The 17,242-nt window shown below is 44.7% G+C and carries 11 protein-coding genes; 8 read left to right on the top strand and 3 right to left on the bottom strand.

Annotated elements, in window-relative coordinates; genetic code table 11:
• Positions 1 to 143 precede the first annotated feature (143 nt).
• Positions 144 to 1,088 carry an ArdC family protein gene (locus tag JLG71_RS09615; RefSeq protein ID WP_039493170.1) on the bottom strand — a complete coding sequence of 315 codons (945 nt, stop codon included), beginning with the start codon at positions 1,086 to 1,088 and terminating at the stop codon, positions 144 to 146.
• A 701-nt stretch (positions 1,089 to 1,789) separates the two neighbouring features.
• On the opposite strand from JLG71_RS09615, the gene JLG71_RS09610 reads away from it, so the two are divergent.
• The 8 genes from JLG71_RS09610 to JLG71_RS09575 all read left to right on the top strand — a co-directional run bounded on the left by JLG71_RS09610 (position 1,790) and on the right by JLG71_RS09575 (position 16,292).
• The gene (locus tag JLG71_RS09610) at positions 1,790 to 2,923 is read left to right on the top strand and encodes a type II toxin-antitoxin system RnlA family toxin (protein ID WP_200914166.1); all 1,134 of its coding nucleotides are present in this window, start codon (positions 1,790 to 1,792) and stop codon (positions 2,921 to 2,923) included.
• Between the two features lie 5 nt (positions 2,924 to 2,928).
• Entirely contained in the window at positions 2,929 to 3,267 is a 339-nt protein-coding gene (locus JLG71_RS09605) for a type II toxin-antitoxin system RnlB family antitoxin (protein WP_039493168.1), read from the top strand.
• Positions 3,268 to 3,526: 259 nt separating this feature from the next.
• Positions 3,527 to 4,747, top strand: a complete 1,221-nt coding sequence (locus JLG71_RS09600; RefSeq protein WP_117039762.1) for a Druantia anti-phage system protein DruA — start codon at positions 3,527 to 3,529, stop codon at positions 4,745 to 4,747.
• A 20-nt stretch (positions 4,748 to 4,767) separates the two neighbouring features.
• Positions 4,768 to 7,590 carry a hypothetical protein gene (locus JLG71_RS09595; protein ID WP_039493164.1) on the top strand — a complete coding sequence of 941 codons (2,823 nt, stop codon included), beginning with the start codon at positions 4,768 to 4,770 and terminating at the stop codon, positions 7,588 to 7,590.
• The gene (locus tag JLG71_RS09590; RefSeq protein WP_142990051.1) at positions 7,587 to 8,651 is read left to right on the top strand and encodes a hypothetical protein; all 1,065 of its coding nucleotides are present in this window, start codon (positions 7,587 to 7,589) and stop codon (positions 8,649 to 8,651) included. The genes JLG71_RS09595 and JLG71_RS09590 overlap by 4 nt, the downstream gene beginning before the upstream one ends.
• A 14-nt stretch (positions 8,652 to 8,665) precedes the next feature.
• A complete protein-coding gene (locus JLG71_RS09585) occupies positions 8,666 to 14,212 on the top strand; it encodes a DEAD/DEAH box helicase (protein WP_200914165.1) in 5,547 nt (1,848 codons plus the stop codon).
• A 507-nt stretch (positions 14,213 to 14,719) separates the two neighbouring features.
• The gene (locus JLG71_RS09580; RefSeq protein ID WP_039493160.1) at positions 14,720 to 15,919 is read left to right on the top strand and encodes a HEPN domain-containing protein; all 1,200 of its coding nucleotides are present in this window, start codon (positions 14,720 to 14,722) and stop codon (positions 15,917 to 15,919) included.
• A 166-nt stretch (positions 15,920 to 16,085) separates the two neighbouring features.
• Positions 16,086 to 16,292: a hypothetical protein gene (locus JLG71_RS09575; protein WP_200914161.1), complete on the top strand. Its 207-nt coding sequence runs from the start codon at positions 16,086 to 16,088 to the stop codon at positions 16,290 to 16,292.
• Here the strand turns inward: JLG71_RS09575 and JLG71_RS09570 are convergent.
• Positions 16,289 to 16,621, bottom strand: a complete 333-nt coding sequence (locus JLG71_RS09570; RefSeq protein ID WP_014229979.1) for a type II toxin-antitoxin system PemK/MazF family toxin — start codon at positions 16,619 to 16,621, stop codon at positions 16,289 to 16,291. The genes JLG71_RS09575 and JLG71_RS09570 overlap by 4 nt on opposite strands.
• Positions 16,622 to 16,879, bottom strand: coding sequence for an AbrB/MazE/SpoVT family DNA-binding domain-containing protein (locus JLG71_RS09565; RefSeq protein WP_004852307.1), 258 nt, complete (start codon positions 16,877 to 16,879; stop codon positions 16,622 to 16,624).
• Between the last annotated feature and the right edge of the window lie 363 nt (positions 16,880 to 17,242).

The following is a 17,242-nucleotide window of genomic DNA, read 5'->3' as shown; positions in this document are numbered from 1 at the left end:
CGTGTGACTTGCTTTATTCCACTGTAGAGACATGACTGTTCGGTGCTCGCCTGGCTGCGCTCCGCCTCACTCATGTCTCTACAGCGTTACTGTTTTAAGCGGTCCTACACGCAAAGCCGCATTCCGTTGCGACCCCTTACTGCTCAGATTTTATCCATCAAATAACGATGCGCTTTCGATGCCGCGCTGGCGGCCTTGAAAATAAAGCGTTTGTCGTTCCTCAGTGCTTTCAGCCAGGAAGCAATATAACTTTCATGCTGAACCTCTCCGACAATCCCCAGGTCCGCCATCAGGAACGCGCTTCCAAGCTCGGCGATCAACTCCTCAAAAGCATAATCCTCACTGCCAAACTTCCCTTTCATTTCACGATTCAGCCGACTTTTGGCTCCACTCCAGTGAACCAGTTCATGCATACCCGTAGCGTAGAAATTGGCAGCATCGCTAAAAAGACGACGTTCCGGTAAATGGATTTCGTCGGTTGATGGTGCGAAAAAAGCGTTCTGCCCCTTCTCAATGATGGTTGCACCACTGTTACGGAAAAGCGCTTCCGCCTGCGGTAACGGCTCAAAGGTCTCTGCCGGGAAAACGGCTTCATCACTCAGAGGCAAACCGTCAATTTGCTCAACATTAAACACGGTGAAAGTCTTAAGCATCGCAATATAGTCAGTTTCTCCTTCGTTATTTTCCCTTTCCAACATGGTATAGAAAATAGCTGTTGTGCCGTGTTCTCCCTTACGTACCTGCCCGCCTTCCGCTTTTGCCTGTTTGTAGGTCATCCAACGCGAATCATTGAATCCCTGTTCTGACGCACTGCACCACAACAACATGATATTCATTCCACTGTAACCCATACCAGTTGCGTAATTGGACGGTAAACCCGACATACCGGGGGTGCGCTGCCACGGACACGCCCAGGGTTTAACACCAGTTTCCAGTGCCGCAATGATGCTGTCAGTGACGGTCTGACAAATATCAGTTTTGGTTTTGGAAAATTTCGTTTTTGAGGAGCCTGACGGGTCCAGCGGGGATACGCTGGTCGCCGCTGCGGTGTTAGGGGCGCTAGCCTGGGTATGCAGGGAAATAGTCATGATTTTTTCTCCGTCAGTGGTGTGATTTTCGTCTTCGAATCGCCTGACGGTTCGCTTTCCCGACATCGTTCCGGCCCGCAAGGGCGCAGAATGCGTGCTATTTACCCTTGCGGGACGGGTTGTGCTGGGAAACGATTGACCGGAAGCTGATACGAGAACGGAAATCACACGGGAGAAAAAACAGACCCTGCATAGCAAGGCGTAGCGCCCCTTACTTCGCAGCGGTGAAATGGGTTTGGAATTTTAAATATTGAAGAAGTACAACTGGCAGCAGCTAATATATTATTATTAATAAGGACACAATGATCATTAAGTAATCATTTTTACAACTAGCTTTTTGAAAGGAGTTCTAAAATGTGCAAATCGTTTAGTTGATCGAAAATTCATTGGAATTTCAAGTTATCAGTTAAAATGATCAATCTAAAATTACTGACAGAGTTATATGGTATTACTATGGATTGAACCTAATTTTAATATTTTTCATCTAATTAATTTCATTCTCTTTAAAAATAATTCCGTTCTGCATCAACGCAAGTGGCTTGAGTCTTCGCCATGTGCCACCTTCCTTTTGCGTTTCAAAAAAGTGTTTTCACCGGGCTGCCTCCACATTGTCGTTTAAGCACCTAATAAAATTAGGATTTTTTTGGTAAAAAACAAATCGCCACCATCAGCATTCGTTTAGAGCATGACTTTGTTTAAAAATGATGTTATCATTATCTGTTAAAAAATTGCAAATCATTGAGCCTAGGGGTGTGAAAATCGTGGTTGACTACAGAGATCTGAATCTAAGCCGAGAAAACCTTGATCTCAATATCCAGAACTTTCTGAAGTCTCATGGCTATCAGCTTGATGGAGATATACAGATATTTCCCAGAAGAAAAAGGGTGGTTTTTGGTTCTTCTGGCTCGGAGTTCTCAACTGTTGATTTTCACCTCAACCATATGGGCACGACTACTATTCAGTGGAAACTAGGTAGAAATCAACCACTTGGTGAAGCACTTGCATCATATCTAAAGGATACAATAGACCCCGCAGAATTTGAAAACGTCAATTATTCATTGAAAGGAATAACTACAGAATCATTCGACCCTATATTAGAATGCGTTTTAGAGGCTGGTGATATTGAAATCAATGTGTTACGTGACGAGGACAACTGCAAGCAGCTAACGCTGAAAAGCATCGCACATCAAGACCAACTAACTCTCACCCACCATCGACGGACAAGAGTTTTGCAAATACAAGGTAAACCCTTGTCATGTTATCGTCGTGTTATTTTCATGCTTACAGATTTGCTGGATCTCAAAGGATTAGAACAAGTTTTATATCGTAAAGATGACAGTAGTGCTGAAATAGTTAGAAAGGAGATGGCCGATGACTATATAAAGACAGTATTTCCAAGAAGCTATGAATTCTTACCTGAATCGGTAAAAAAGCTGCTAATCTCTAGTTGTTGTGTGAAATTAGCCTCACCACAGTTACCAGATTATTGCCTATTACTCTATCCGGATCTTCGGGCTCTTGAGGGCGTGCTAAAAGAGCTGATGTGCAGTTACGATATGTCCGTTGAAGATGCAGAGCATGGTTTTGGCGACTTTTTTGATGTCAACCGCGGGTTATGCACTTTAAAACCTCAATACAGTGCAATGGTTAGACATGTCGGCATGCAGAATGCTTTGAATAACGGCTATACATTCTATAAAAAACATCGTCATACACTTTTCCATATGGAAGAATTTGCAGACGGCAGTCGCATGATAGACACCCTTGATAAGGCGATTAGTTTATCTAAAAATACATATGCTGCGATAGATAGTTTGTATACAGCGAGAATGTAAAAATTATGATTCAAAAAATACGTATTATTGGTGAAATAGCTATTATAACTGCCACAGCGGATTTTCACCCTTTGCGTCAATTAAAACGCCTATCAATTGAACTCGATCAACTTGGTTTTGAGGGAGTAGTGCTGTTTGACCTGTTAGCAGTAAATGGCTTAGCAGCGAACCGTTTTGCATCTATGAAATTTACCGATCAAAAGTTTGTTCGTTCCTCGTTCGTACTTGAATCCAATGTAAATCCAAGTATCAAAAATCAACAGGATGCTTTTGCTAAACAAGACCAGACATTTCTTCTTGGGAGCATACTTTCATCCACTGAGATCGAAAAATTCACACACTAATCCAGCCGCTTTTTCACTTATCACCTCACACAGAACCTTCAACACTTACGGAAAAAAGTCTCATTTTCAATATAATAGCGAATAACAGATTATTAAATCTTTTATGTGAGACTGATAGTCAATGTGGAGCAGGTCACAGCAGACCAATTTTAGAACCATTGAAGTAAGAAAAATTTTATCTCCATTGTGATGAAAGTAACCTGCTAGTACTATAAACTATATAAAAACTAACCAAATTATAAGTTTAGGGATAGTGGCATTGAAATCAGCTAAGTGTAAGAACAATGGCGAGAAAGCCCCTGTAGCACACGTTTTCACCAAAGAGGCGAGCTTAAAACGCAAGATACGTTCACATTTTACACTGCTGGGCTTTCGAAAGGGGCCTGATGGAACGCTTGTGCGCCCTGATTCAGGAAAAGAATCAATCCGTCAGTTGCACCGTGCTCAACGTGAGGAACGTCTACACTCATCTGAGCACTTTATATCTGAATTCTTGCCAAGTGCCCTACCATATTTTGCAAATGGGAATGAGATTGACCCTACCAAGATTCGCTTATCGCTGATAAAGGTTTCTGCGAATTCGTTCGAATCCAAACTCTTTAGAGCAGCATCTTTAACTTGGTCTGTTCCAGTATCAAATGGTTACGGTCGTCGCATGCGGTACCTCGTGTGGGACAAAGGACATGATCGAATTGCTGGAATATTCGCATTGGGAGATCCGGTTTTTAATTTATCGGTACGTGATAATCTAATCGGATGGACATCGAATGATCGCTCAAGTCGCTTAGTTAACATACTTGATGCCTATGTTCTTGGCGCGGTTCCACCATACAATATGCTTTTAGGCGGCAAAGCGATTGCCTGTTTAATACGCTCACAAGAAGTATATGACGATTTCCTACGAAACTATGGTTCAACAACGGGCATTATATCTGGTAAAGATAAATACGCTCACTTACTAGCAGTAACAACAAGTTCTTCCATGGGACGTTCATCACTTTATAACAGACTTAAACTAGATAATGTGCGTTATTTTGAACCAATCGGCTATACCGTTGGCTGGGGCCATTTTCATATTACCGATGAGTTATTTGGGGAGATGCGTGAGTATCTACGACTCGCTGATCACCCCTATGCCGATCAACATTGCTTTGGCGAAGGCCCAAATTGGCGGCTCAGAACTATTAAAGCTGCACTAAAACAACTTGGGATTAACCAAGCTGTTCTCCGGCATGGAATTCAAAGAGAGGTCTTTTTTTGCCAGTTCGCTGAAAATGCAAAAGAAATACTCGCAACTGGTAAAGGTGTGCCTGACCTTTCAACCTTAAAAACGATCGATGAAATATCCGAACTTGCGCGTAAGCGATGGATTGAACCAAGAGCTCTGAGGCAGGACGATTATAAAAATTGGAGTCGGGACAATATATCTCTACTAATTAAAGGATCAAAACTGGACGTAATAATTAGTAAAATTGCCTAAAGAAGCTGGGAGGAAGAGAAGTGAATTTAGCAGAACTTCAAGTGAGGCTACAACAGCATTATTCTCGGTTAAGTGATCTGCGGGCTACCGAAAATTATCCCGTTTACGCGATCGAGCATGGCCTGAGCGCCACAGAGATTTCTACAGCTCAATCGCTTCTGAATGCCAACTTGAGTTCAACAAAACGTGCAACTAGTACTTTTTGGCTGGTCTGGATCGCTGCAGCTGCTGAGATAGGTTACACATACGACGGAACCGAATATTGGGACTCCTTTGCAATAGCATTCCCTTCCTGGCCTAAATTTGGTGACCGCGATCAAATCCGCATATGGTATAGACGATTTGCTAATGATTTCAGAGGTCTTTCCCCCTCTGGGTCATGGGCGCAGCAGTTCCCAATTATTTCTTGGCCAATCACGCAAGCCATCTTGCCAAGATATTTACAACGTTTTTTTGCCGATCATCTATACGACCTTCGTCATTTGTTGACAAGAAGCGGTGAGCTTACATTAGAGGAAATTGGTGAACTACTAAGTGTTAAATATTGTGGTGGTTCATCTCGATTCGAGGGTTTCTTACAACAAAAAACTCTAATAGCACGAATTGTGATGGCGATGCGTCTTGAGGATGTCGTTGATGTTATTTCTCCGATTGAGAAAATCACATTGCGTCGCATCATAGACGATTTCGACAAGCTTGGTTCGTTTGGCACTCGCCTGAGGGAAGTAAGACGAGTACTCCGTGAGGCTCGTTTCGTCAATTCGTACAGCAAAGACTTTGTATCTTCTACAAAAAACATCCACGATAATGCAACTCCCTTTGCAACCTATATAGTAAGGCCTCGGATACTTGCACGCCAAATAGGTATAACCGAGTGGAGCTTCAGCCTCGTAATTCCCGACATTGCTACATCTCTTCGTCAGGCCGGACTCTCCCCGCTCGATTTGGAACACTCTCATATGCGCTTTCGTGCTAATGGTGAAGGTAATGCATGGATGCCGGGTAGAGCATTGTTTTCCTATACTGGGAGTACAGAAGAACCACTCTTGATATATCCAACTGCTAATCGCTTAGTCTTCGACTTTGATCGCCCTCTAGAAAAAGTTACAGCCTCTTTACAGGAAAGGCTCTTTTTCCCAGCAGCCACTTTACGACTACTAAAGTTACGTGCAGATGGCACGGCGATTGAAGTCGCGGGACGCCACGTCAAAGCTAACCAATCTTATTTACTTGTCTTTTCGGAGGAGGTGTCGACTGAAGTTATCGATAGACTTGCGCTTTCTCCTGTTCATACGAAGACAATTGGAGCCGACGTTTGGCAATTTTCAGTTGCTGCGAAACTAGATGCTGGAAAGATAGCAGCATTATCATCGATTGGACTTGGATATAAGCTAGGCATACGTGCTGAATTAATAGGTTTGACTGCCCGATGGAACGATGTAGATGACACATTGGAGTTTCTTGACACTGAAGTTGTCATGTTTTACTTAGTTTCGGATGTTGAAGCTGACGAATTTCAGATCACCATCAATAAATGTTCCCCTACACGTCTGCGTACGGAACCAAACGGAAAAACGTTTGTTTCGCTGGGTAAGCTTTCTGTAGGTCTGCACTATATTTCGTTATCTGCACTCGGCGTAGCTACTGGCGGCAACGTTATGAGCGAAGAAATAATCATCAGGGTGCGTTTAGCAACACCCTGGCAAAAGACAGTATCCGGAAAAGCAGGGGTGACCCTCAAGCTTGAACCGCGGGGTGCCACTTTAGAGCAATTTCTTGACCGCACAGCCATCCTTCGGTGTATAGCTCCTGCAGGACGTATTGTTAAACTGGAAAGTTGTTTCTACAACGCCGACGGAACGCTTTTTCACAGAGAGCCGATTGGCAGTTATAACGCCCCTGTTAACGATGAGAAAATCTCCGAGATTATCGTACAAAAACTGACTTCAGAGAACCATCTTGAACATGTTGATCGTTCCGCGCGTATAGAAGTGCTCATATCGTTGGACGAGTATGGCCAAGAGAACGTACGATTCGACAAGAAAGCAGAGCCTTTACGGTGGTTATGGTTGGACGAACGAACTATCCGGCTCGCCGATGATACAGAGGAAAAAATACCGCCTTCTGTAAAGCGATATGATTTAGATGCCATCGAAATTGGTCACGAGGTGGACTACGACGAAGCTTTAACCGGACTAGAGCTTCGTGGTAAGGGCGGCTTGTTTATCGCAAGCATCAATGGTCAAACTTACGAAGTAATTGCTATGGCTCCACAGCGCCAAATTTCGGATTTTAAAGATCTGGATATTCCTACCCACGTATCCGCAAGAGAAACGCAGCCTGTCACTATAATCAGCGCTCTGGAATATTGGCGAGGAGCCCGGAGGCTGATAGGGCCAATGGCTTTCTTGGCTCGGCGCAACGCCATTCGCACACTTGAAAACGATCTTGAACGATATCTGTGCGGCAATGACTGGGTCGAAGATATAAAAAAAGTACAAACTGGTACAAGGGATATCGGATATCTTTATAGGCGAGTTTATTATTCGCAAGGATTCGCTTCAGGCTTGAGAGCGTACGATTGGCAATATGATGATGATGCAGAAGCTGCTGAACTCGAATTCTTTCGCTTGGGCCATGTCTATAAAATTTCGGAAACAGACATCCTCTATCGTCTTGCGCTGAAATTGGCATTTCAACCACATGCTGTGAAACCTTCGGACCTCTCATCACCAAATGCTTTCAACATGTTACGGAAAAACTCTGTACTAATCCGAGGAGCGTATTTTGCGCGTCTAATAGCTCACTGCCAAGAAACGAGCGCTAAGTCGGAGGTCGTATGAACGACATTAAAATACTTAACCGTGTTGATTGCCTAAAGTATTCATCTCGCTCACTAGGACTCCCTGACTTGACAAGGCTTGATAATGCGCTAATCGCTCAAGCGTTGCGAAGAAGCGTTTTCATTGCGGCCCCTTGTTCAATGCGAACAGTATGTTCACTCGTAATGAATTCCCTCGGTCCGCTCTCTGACGAGCCTGAAAAGTTAAAGATACTCATCGACGATGTTATTGACGATCTTGTCAACATGGGTGATGTTCTTGAAATGCGGTACGAAATCGCCGGAGAACCGAACTTCATTTTGCGGCCTGCACCACCAGCATTTGTGCTTCGGCGCGATGGCACGTTTATTATAGTGGGAGTTGCTGGTGATGAGATCACTCCACCACAGGCAAATGATTACAATCTCGTTTATCGCTTAAGTGGTTTGAGAACACTCACACCAAGCAATGTTCAGTCCTGTCGGCAAACACTTATCGATCTCGGGCTCATTGAGTTACCCATGAATGTATGGCTACATGCACCAGTTTCGATCACAGCCGACAAATTCGTCAGATCGTGGGTCAGCAGACTGCCAAACGATATAAATCCGGAAAAAATCGAGAATCTTGAGATGATCGATATTAGCAAAGCAACTTCATACTATAAAGGCAGATGGCAGTCACTTAACGAACAACATGCTGGAATTTATATTGCCCGACGCTCACAACGCTATGGCGCCAAACTGTGGTGCTTTGCCGAAATTCGGGACGGATTAGTTCAACGCTTTGTTGATATTCATTCAAGAGATGCTCGCGTTCGAGATTGTGATGAAGCCTGGCGGCTACTGGCTGCTTTAGATGCACTGTCTGGCTCTCCACAACAGGTCAGGGTTGTTTATGAAAAGGAGATGGCTGTGCTGTCCTTTACATCTCCTCTTCCTTCTTGGGCGGTTAGGCGTCTTAGTCTGGTAGGTGAACGTTTAAAGCCACATCGCGCCTTGCTAGAATTTTCACTGCCTTTACAGAATAGTGAAGAAGAACTTCATTGGCTGGAGGAAACCCTCTGGCTCACTCGGAATTAGTATGGGAGAACTAAATGAAGACGAAGACAGCCACAATCCAACAAACAATTGACGAATTACGGCAGAGTCTGACGCATTATATCGAGGCGACATATCACATCGGCCACCCTTCCATAGTCAAACAGCGGCGTGAACTGTTAAATCAGATCGGTGGAATCTATCAAGCTCCATATTTGGAATCAACCCCCCGCTATAAGAGCGCCAGTCCCTATGCTCTGATTGACAGTTTACCACCAGCAGCACTTGAAGCGTTGAGAGTACTTTCCGACACAAGCTCAGGAAAACCAGTAATCTACAGTTCCCCCTATACCCATCAATTGGAGGCATTACATGAGACTCTCAACAATAATCGAAACCTCATGATTATGACTGGAACAGGTTCCGGTAAAACCGAATCATTTCTTTTACCAATCTTGGGCAAGTTCGCAATTGAAGCCCGTGAACATCCAGAACGCTTTAAAAAATATAACGCTGTTCGCGCATTAGTGCTTTATCCTATGAACGCGCTCGTCAACGACCAACTAAGTCGATTGCGAACAATGTTCGGGGCCCCTCAGACCATCAATCTATTCGAAAAATGGGCGAAGCGTCCCGCTCTATTCGCACGTTATACAAGCCGTACTCCATATGCAGGCCTCCGCACACCGAGTAAAGATAGCAAACGACTAGCATCCATTGGTGAATTTTTCGGCGAGATAGAGGATGCGAAACGGCGCTATGAACAATTACCTTCCGACGAGGAGGAGCGTCGAGCTTCTGAACTCTTTGGTACCTTAAAAATACGGGGAAAATGGCCGGCCAAAGAGAGTATTTCCGACTGGCTGGGTAAAGCTCCTGTACCTTGGGCGAGGCGAGCAATCTGCCGTCCACACGATGCAGAACTAATTACGCGGCATGAAGTTCATGCAACTCCACCCGACCTTCTAATTACCAACTATTCGATGCTCGAATACATGATGATGCGTCCCATTGAGCGAGGCATATTTGACGCAACGAAAGAATGGTTAAATGCTTGTCCGGATGAAAAATTTCTTGTGGTACTTGACGAAGCTCATCTCTACAGGGGAGCACAAGGCGCAGAAGTCGGATTATTGATACGCAGACTAAGAGAGCGTCTTGGAATACCAGCAGAGAGGTTCCAAGTCATATGCTCGACCGCAAGCTTCAGTGAGGAGGGTAAAAAAAATGCTGGCGTATTCGGCGCACAGCTTTCCGGAGTTCCGGCCGAATCATTCGTGTCAATAGTTGGAGAACTACAGTTACGTTCCCCTGAAAACCATGGTTCAATGGTCGATGTAAGCACCCTCGCCACTGTTAACCTTGAGCAGTTCTATTCAGAAGACCGCAGTCAACAATTGGCAGCGATTGAGAACTTTTTAAAGTTTCGAGGAGTATCTGTCCAAGACGAAAGAGATGTAGACGCTAAACTTTATCTAGCACTGTGCGAATACGCGCCATTCAATCGACTTGTCAATGAAACCATGACTGCTGCGGTATCGCTCTCCAAACTGCCGGAAATTATCTTTGGCGATATAATCTCATCGGATCTTTTGGATAAAGCCACTACAGTATTGCTCGCATTTGGGAGCCGCGCAAAAAAAACACCAGCCGAAGCTAGCCTTCTGCCATGCAGAATACATTCATTCTTCCGTGGACTTCCTGGCTTATGGATATGCATGGATCCCAATTGCCCCGATGCCCCAAGCGGCAAGCGAAGCCCTGCCGGAAGATTATTCTCTCAACCACACGAGCGATGCAGTTGCGGCGCTCCGGTTTTGGAATATTATACTTGCCGTCACTGCGGTACTTCTTATGCAAGAGCCTATACAAATGATGTTACGCAGCCACGCTATTTATGGTCCAAAGAAGGTGAAAGAATTGAGACTGCTTCAGGGCTTCTAGAGGCTCTACATCCTCTTGATCTCCTAATTGAAGAACCATCATCGGATGATAAAGCTAAGGCCGCCTACTATGATCTTGTTTCGGGCCAACTCAATCCAGATGTTTTAGGAGAGAAATACCGGACAGTGTTCCTTGCTCCTGCGAAACCCGTATCAGATAGCTCGAAAAATACAACTCGCGGCGCGCGCCCAGGGCAATTCGCTCCCTGTGCATGTTGTAACCAGATGGCTGGTCATGGACAATCTAGCGTTCAGGATCATCAGACAAAGGGCGATCAGCCGTTTCAGGCTTTATTGGGGTCACAGCTTAGAATACAGCCCCCTGGTCCACAGCAACAAACTTCTTTTGCGCCGCTTCGTGGACGTAAGGTTCTTATTTTCTCAGATTCCCGCCAAGTAGCCGCTCGTCTGGCTGGTACACTTCAGAACTATTCCTTACGTGATGCTGTGCGGGCGCTCCTTCCGTTAGGTTATAAGATTCTTAGCAGCGATCCGGACTTCTCCAAAACTCTTGTGCTCAACCATGCATACTTGTCTGTTTTAGTGGCTGCTCATAAGTTAGGCGTTCGACTAAGGCCCCAACTGGGTGATGCAGAAACACTTTCAGAGGTAGAAGGACTAAGTCCAGGACCATCTCCTACAGGTATGCAGCTCTTTCAACTCTTCACTTCGTTGTCCCGCTGTCCGCAGCGTCTTATACAAGCCATCTCCGATACGGTTAAGCATACGAACATGGGACTCGATCTGGAAGCCTTGGCGATCGCCACGATTGGCGAGTCCCCTCACACTTCGTCTAAGATTGTAAAATTTCCCGATCTACCTGGGGTCGCCGAAAGCGACGAGGCTAAATTGACAGTCTGCCGAGCTTGGCTACGGTGTTGGACTCTTGATCCGGGAATCTGGTTTTCAGACATGCCTGACACCTGGTGGAATGTGCGAGTGAAATCCCATCAGGGGGTATTTACTGCCATGAACCGAGTTCTTGTATCGAAGCAATCGAAATCGATATTCAAAAAGCATTGGCTTCCTACACTTCTGACTATTTTTACCGAGCAAACAATGGGAGGGGGGCATAGGCTACTTGCTTCGAAGCTTTCTCTTCATTTGAATGGCCAGTGGCGGCGATGCAACAGTTGCAAATCTGTTCATCGTCCAGTCGGGACTATCAGTACATGTATTGACTGTGAAAGTTCAGATGTAAGCAACTTTGATCCTACTTCAGATGAGGTTTACAAGGCACGTCGTGGTTTTTACCGTGACCCTATCGCTTCAGCACTTGATGTTGAAGACCCCCAACTGATGACCATTATTGCAGCAGAGCACACAGCCCAACTTGGAGCGGCACAGCCGGATGAAGCCTTCTCTCACGCAGAGCGACACGAAATAAGATTTCAGGATATCGATGTTGCCTGGAGAGATAAAAATCGTCCAGGTGAACCCGCTATTGACGTGCTTTCAAGCACTACAACTATGGAAGTAGGTATTGATATCGGCGATCTTTCAGGCGTGGCACTTCGAAATATGCCGCCAACCCGCGCCAATTATCAGCAGCGTGCTGGCCGTGCCGGCCGACGTGCCAATGCTGTTGCTACTGTCGTAGCATTTGGCAGCGCGGACAGCCATGACGAACATTATTTTACCGATCCCGAGGAAATGATACGGGGTAATGTGATTGACCCCCGACTCACATTAGAAAATCCGGAGATAACACGACGTCATCTTCGCGCCTACCTTCTTCAGCGCTACCATGAAGACCGTATTCCTGGACTAATACCTGGTGCGGATCCTAATTTATTTTCCGTTTTGGGCAACGTTGGTGATTTCAAAACACGGGGGCCTTTGCTCAACCGTTATGATTTTGCTAAATGGCTAGAAGATAATATACAGGACCTCGCTAGTGCTGCTGATCGCTGGCTACCCACAGAGTTGTCACCAGAAGATCGCCATAGATTGATTAATGAAATGATGGTTGACGCGAAAGCTACTATTGACGAAGCCATAGATTTTATTCAGCCAGAAGACGAAGTGGTCAACGCCACCCTAGAAAAAAGTAAGAACGACTTTGGTGACCAAACCGAGAATGAGATGATGAACGAGTCGGACGACAACACACGTATTGTTGATCCTGCCACAGATAAACTACTTGACCGTCTCCTTTACCGTGGAGTAGTTCCCCGCTATGCGTTTCCAACCGATGTTGTGGCATTTCACGTTTTTAATCAACAGAGATCAACCCCGTTCAAATCGGTTATTGATTATGCACCCACTCAGGGACTTGCGCTGGCTCTATCTCAATATGCACCAAACAAGCAACTCTGGATAAACGGCAAACAGTATACTTCCAAAGCTATATATTCTCCTTATCCGGCCGACCGACGGAATGCGTGGGGTAAACGAAAACTCTACTTCGAATGCAGCACTTGCTCACATGCAAGAACTGACGATTACCTAAAAGAACGGGAGAACACGACAGAAACGTGTCCAGCCTGCAGCACCCCCAACTCTTTTGGGCCTGCAAGAGTCTGGTTCCGCCCTGTCGGCTTTGCCCACCCAATCGAAACTCCGCCGGAAACTGAGCCAGATTCACCAAACGAGACCGCCCGGGCGACACGTGCCAAATTAGTTATGCAAACTCCTAAACCTGACAAGGGCTGGATTCAAGTATCCGAACGGGTACGTGCTTTTAAAGCGAAAGAATTTCTTTTGGTATCAAATACAGGCATCGATAAAGATGGTTACGATTACTGTCTCGCCTGTGGTCGAATCGAATCATCGGCGGCTCCTGAGGAACTACTCTCCCAACCCCACGCAACACCATTTCGCAGTGAAGAAGGCCGTCCCTGCCAAGGAGGAGCCGCAAAACGTCACGTCATTCTCGGAACTGATTTTAAAACTGACATTGCATTATTTTCATTCCCGCTAATAGAGCCGTTCCGGTTGCTGCCCGGCAGTATAGAAGCTGATTCTGTACTTAGAACGCTATGCGAAGCTCTAGCCAAAGCGGCGTGTCAAACGCTAGATATTGAACCGGGAGAAGTTCTAGCCGAATACCGCCCAGCGTTGACAGAAAAAGGAGCAATCGGTAACGAAGTTGAAATTTTCCTATACGACACATTGGCAGGCGGAGCTGGATTTTCGACCGAACTTGTCAATCGGGCAAGAGAATTGTTTGAACACGCACGCAACCTGCTAGCAAGTTGTCCAGAAAACTGTGATACATCCTGCTATCGCTGCCTGCAGAGTTTCCGAAACCGAATGGACCACGCGCTACTAGATCGCAAACTCGGTATTCAGTTTATTGAACATGCGTTTGATGGTGGCTATCCATCTTATCCTGCCGAGCGAACTCGACGATCTCTTGATCTTCTCGCTTACGACCTAATTCGACAGTATGGGAACGACTTTTCTTTCTCTCGTGAAGTTCAAAAATATGACACTGAAGCTGGAAGCATAGTAATTCCAATCGTTGCTACACGCTTAGCCACGGGCGCAGAAACTTGGATATCACTCAGTTCGCCACTGGCCCCAGCGATTCCGACAGAACATAAACTCCAGAAACTTAGTGTTGAAGGAGCAGCAAAAATGGAGTGTGCTGATGACCTTGTCATTCGGAGACATTTACCTGAGGCAAGTTTGCAGCTTAGAGGAAAACTGAGATAAGACCATAGCAATGTTTCATCTGGCGGCGACGAAGTCCTTCGCCGCCCACTTGCTAAGTGATTCATTAAAGAATATTGGAAATGTACTAGTCATTTATTCTCATTGCTGGCTATTGTAGCCAGTAATTATCGTTAGTATGTATCGATCAACTATTGCTTCCCCCTTTGTTTCCAGATCTCTGATTTAGCCTGGCACCGATATTGGGAGGAGATCATTCCCCCGGAAAACTCAAAAAGTGTGTGGAACTTAAACGGGTGTACTTACATAACGACGGCGCTTTTGCTCGTCAGTGATCACTTCGAATCTTTGCACAGGACACCCCATAAACATAGCTCTAAGGCTATGTTTTCTGGTGAGGTGTCCGGTTTAACCTGGGCTATTACACCTAGGTTCAGTAGTTTCAAAGAATACTTGTTAACTCTGACTTTTAAATTTTTATAAGGCATTAGATTTTATATTGAGTTAAGCATACAATTTAACTTCTACTCGGCAATAACGGAGTTATAAATGTCTTTAAAAGAACTTGTTTCGGAAGTTATTTCAATTATGGAAACGGGCAGTCCAGAAGAGGCTGCATCTGCTCCTCGCGGCTGGTTCAACAAAGATAAGGGGTTTTATGTTAAAGATTTAGCAAAATACAACCAATTACTTGAAACCATATATTGCTCAGATAAAATATTGACCGCAAGATTCAGCAGAAAAACAGTCTTTGAATTCTTAGACAAGCAATTCCCAATGATAAAATTATCAGAAAAACCATTCGACTTGGATTCAAAGTCTTTCTTCAAAGAGTTCTATAGCGTTGAGCCAAAAAATCTAGTGGTAACTGCCCCGATCTCAGGAGTCAGGTTAGATCAAGGTGTCAGATCCTTCAATTTATCCATCTATAAATTTGGTTATTTAGAGGATTTACAATTCCCTATAGCCAATGAAAAGGGTATGTATGTAAGCGCATTCGTAAAAGGCGTTTATGACAAAAACAGCGCTATTCAAAAAGCAAATGATGCCTTTCTTAATTTAGCAAAATTAATTGTCTTCATGTCTGGAAAACTTGATAAAAGTATATTCATCCAAACCGGATTGCCTCTTAAACCTAGTATGTCACATGAACAAATGTATGTGAGCACAAGTTCTCATCAAGTGTCTGATGAAAACGGCCCGATAGATTGGGCGAACATTAAAAATCAGCTTAGAGAGAAAATCCCTGTTAACAATGATTTTTTTTGTAAAAATTCAGATTTTTCAAACCTATGGGATTTATACGAAAAAAAACATAACGGCGATAAACTTAATGATCTTGAATCAAGGATACTTAATTCCGCACTTGCGCTGGGTGAGTCTGCGATAACTGAGGACACAAGAAACTCCATTATATATACTTGTATTTCTTTAGAGATATTATTTTCTCTAGATGAAGGGGGGCTTTTTCAAAAGAGTATTGGAGAAAAGTTATCGGATGTATTTTCATTTATTGTTGCAAAAGACGTAGACGCTCGGTTGGAAGTTGGTAAATTGGTCAAAAAAGTCTATAGTTTACGCTCCGCAATCGTTCATGGCGGTGATAAAGAACTTTCAAATGAAAATCTGGCAGTTAATTTTTTCATGCGTCTTGCTATAAGCGAACTGCTAAACGGTGAAAGATTCGCTAAAATGACTAAATTACAAGATATTTATGAACAACTAAAAAGAGCACAAAATTCATATTAATATAATACTATAAAAATATTAGTTGCAAAAAATCATCATCGTCCCACTCTATCCTGCTATGTGAAACTTTCATTGGCAGGTTAGTCATTTCGTAAACTCACTATTTTCCTTGGGCATGTCGTATTAAAGGGACATAATAAGTATGTAGGAAGCTCTCTAAAAGTGAATGGTTCGTTTGCTAGGATGCTTACAACTCATAAGTTTTGGTAACCAGCACCTATTGGTGGTCATTCTGGTGGTCTTGACAGAAAGTCAATTCAGGATTAGCTTACTTATTAGCCATTTACTGGCAAAGGCGATCCCAGTCAGAGGAGCCAAATTAGAAAAGCCTGCTTTTGAAGCAGGCTTTTTGCTTTTCTGCGTCCTGCGTTAACTTAAAATTGCATCCAGCCTGGCAAGCACTTCATTTACCACAGCGTCTGGTATGCTTTCCAGCCGCTTGCCGTTCCGGGCAGCCATATCAATGGTTCTGGGCTGGTCGCAGCGAATAACGCCCGTTGTTTTTGTCCCTGCCCCTTCCAGTGAAACGGTGAAACCTGCCGTGCGAGCAAAATTTCCACCGCTGGTGATGGGAACAACAACGGGTAACCGGGTCAGCTTGTTAAACGATGCCTTCGATACGATAAGCACCGGACGTTTTCCGCTTTGCTCGTGGCCTGCAATCGGATCCAGTGAAACGAGCCAGATTTCCCCTCTGTCCATCTACAGGATCTCCTTGCCCACCGCAGGAGCATCAATCCATTCCCGATCCTCTTCGCTCATTTCGGCGTGCGGATCGCACTGCGCCAGCAGTTCCTCAAGAGAATAATGAGGCCGTTTCTGGGGTTCAATAATCAGGCAGCCATTATTAATGGTCATGCCGACTTCGCTGTCCGTCGACAGCTCCAGCGTTTTGAGCACGGCGGGAGGAACCGCCAACATGATGGATCCGCCGACCTTTTTCAGGCGAGTGGTATACATAGAGCACCTCCGAATATTATATTTTAATATAACATCCATGTCAGGATATGCACAATTATTCATCAGGTTCATGGTGATTTCCTTTTCGTAATAAAGCGTGAAGAAAGCCGTTATCCATCGAAGGACAGTACAGGTGGGAACGAAACGCGTAACTAAGAAGGCTGATAATAAGAAAACTGTTTTTGCGGTTTAAAGGATTATGGCGGTTCAGGTAAACGAAATGCGAGGCGGCTTCCGGATCGGAGCTGCTTCGGAGGAGCATCAGCGGTAGCGTGAGGCCTGATTTTTCCAGGCTCGAAGTCGAACGCTTCAGCAATCAATCTTTCGCTGTTGGGCCAGCGGTGGATAAGCGTACTAGCCAGC

This window comes from Klebsiella michiganensis (assembly GCF_015139575.1).
In the GTDB taxonomy this organism is placed as follows: Bacteria; Pseudomonadota; Gammaproteobacteria; order Enterobacterales; family Enterobacteriaceae; genus Klebsiella; species Klebsiella michiganensis.
This window is presented reverse-complemented; position numbering and strand designations above follow the sequence as displayed.

Excerpts from the sequence above, each read along its gene's own strand:
- JLG71_RS09615 (WP_039493170.1), bottom strand. The coding sequence starts at position 1,088 with ATGACTATTTCCCTGCATACCCAGGCTAGCGCCCCTAACACCGCAGCG.
- JLG71_RS09610 (WP_200914166.1), top strand. The coding sequence starts at position 1,790 with ATGATGTTATCATTATCTGTTAAAAAATTGCAAATCATTGAGCCTAGG.
- JLG71_RS09605 (WP_039493168.1), top strand. The coding sequence starts at position 2,929 with ATGATTCAAAAAATACGTATTATTGGTGAAATAGCTATTATAACTGCC.
- JLG71_RS09590 (WP_142990051.1), top strand. The coding sequence starts at position 7,587 with ATGAACGACATTAAAATACTTAACCGTGTTGATTGCCTAAAGTATTCA.
- JLG71_RS09585 (WP_200914165.1), top strand. The coding sequence starts at position 8,666 with ATGAAGACGAAGACAGCCACAATCCAACAAACAATTGACGAATTACGG.
- JLG71_RS09580 (WP_039493160.1), top strand. The coding sequence starts at position 14,720 with ATGTCTTTAAAAGAACTTGTTTCGGAAGTTATTTCAATTATGGAAACG.
- JLG71_RS09575 (WP_200914161.1), top strand. The coding sequence starts at position 16,086 with ATGGTTCGTTTGCTAGGATGCTTACAACTCATAAGTTTTGGTAACCAG.
- JLG71_RS09570 (WP_014229979.1), bottom strand. The coding sequence starts at position 16,621 with ATGGACAGAGGGGAAATCTGGCTCGTTTCACTGGATCCGATTGCAGGC.
- JLG71_RS09565 (WP_004852307.1), bottom strand. The coding sequence starts at position 16,879 with ATGTATACCACTCGCCTGAAAAAGGTCGGCGGATCCATCATGTTGGCG.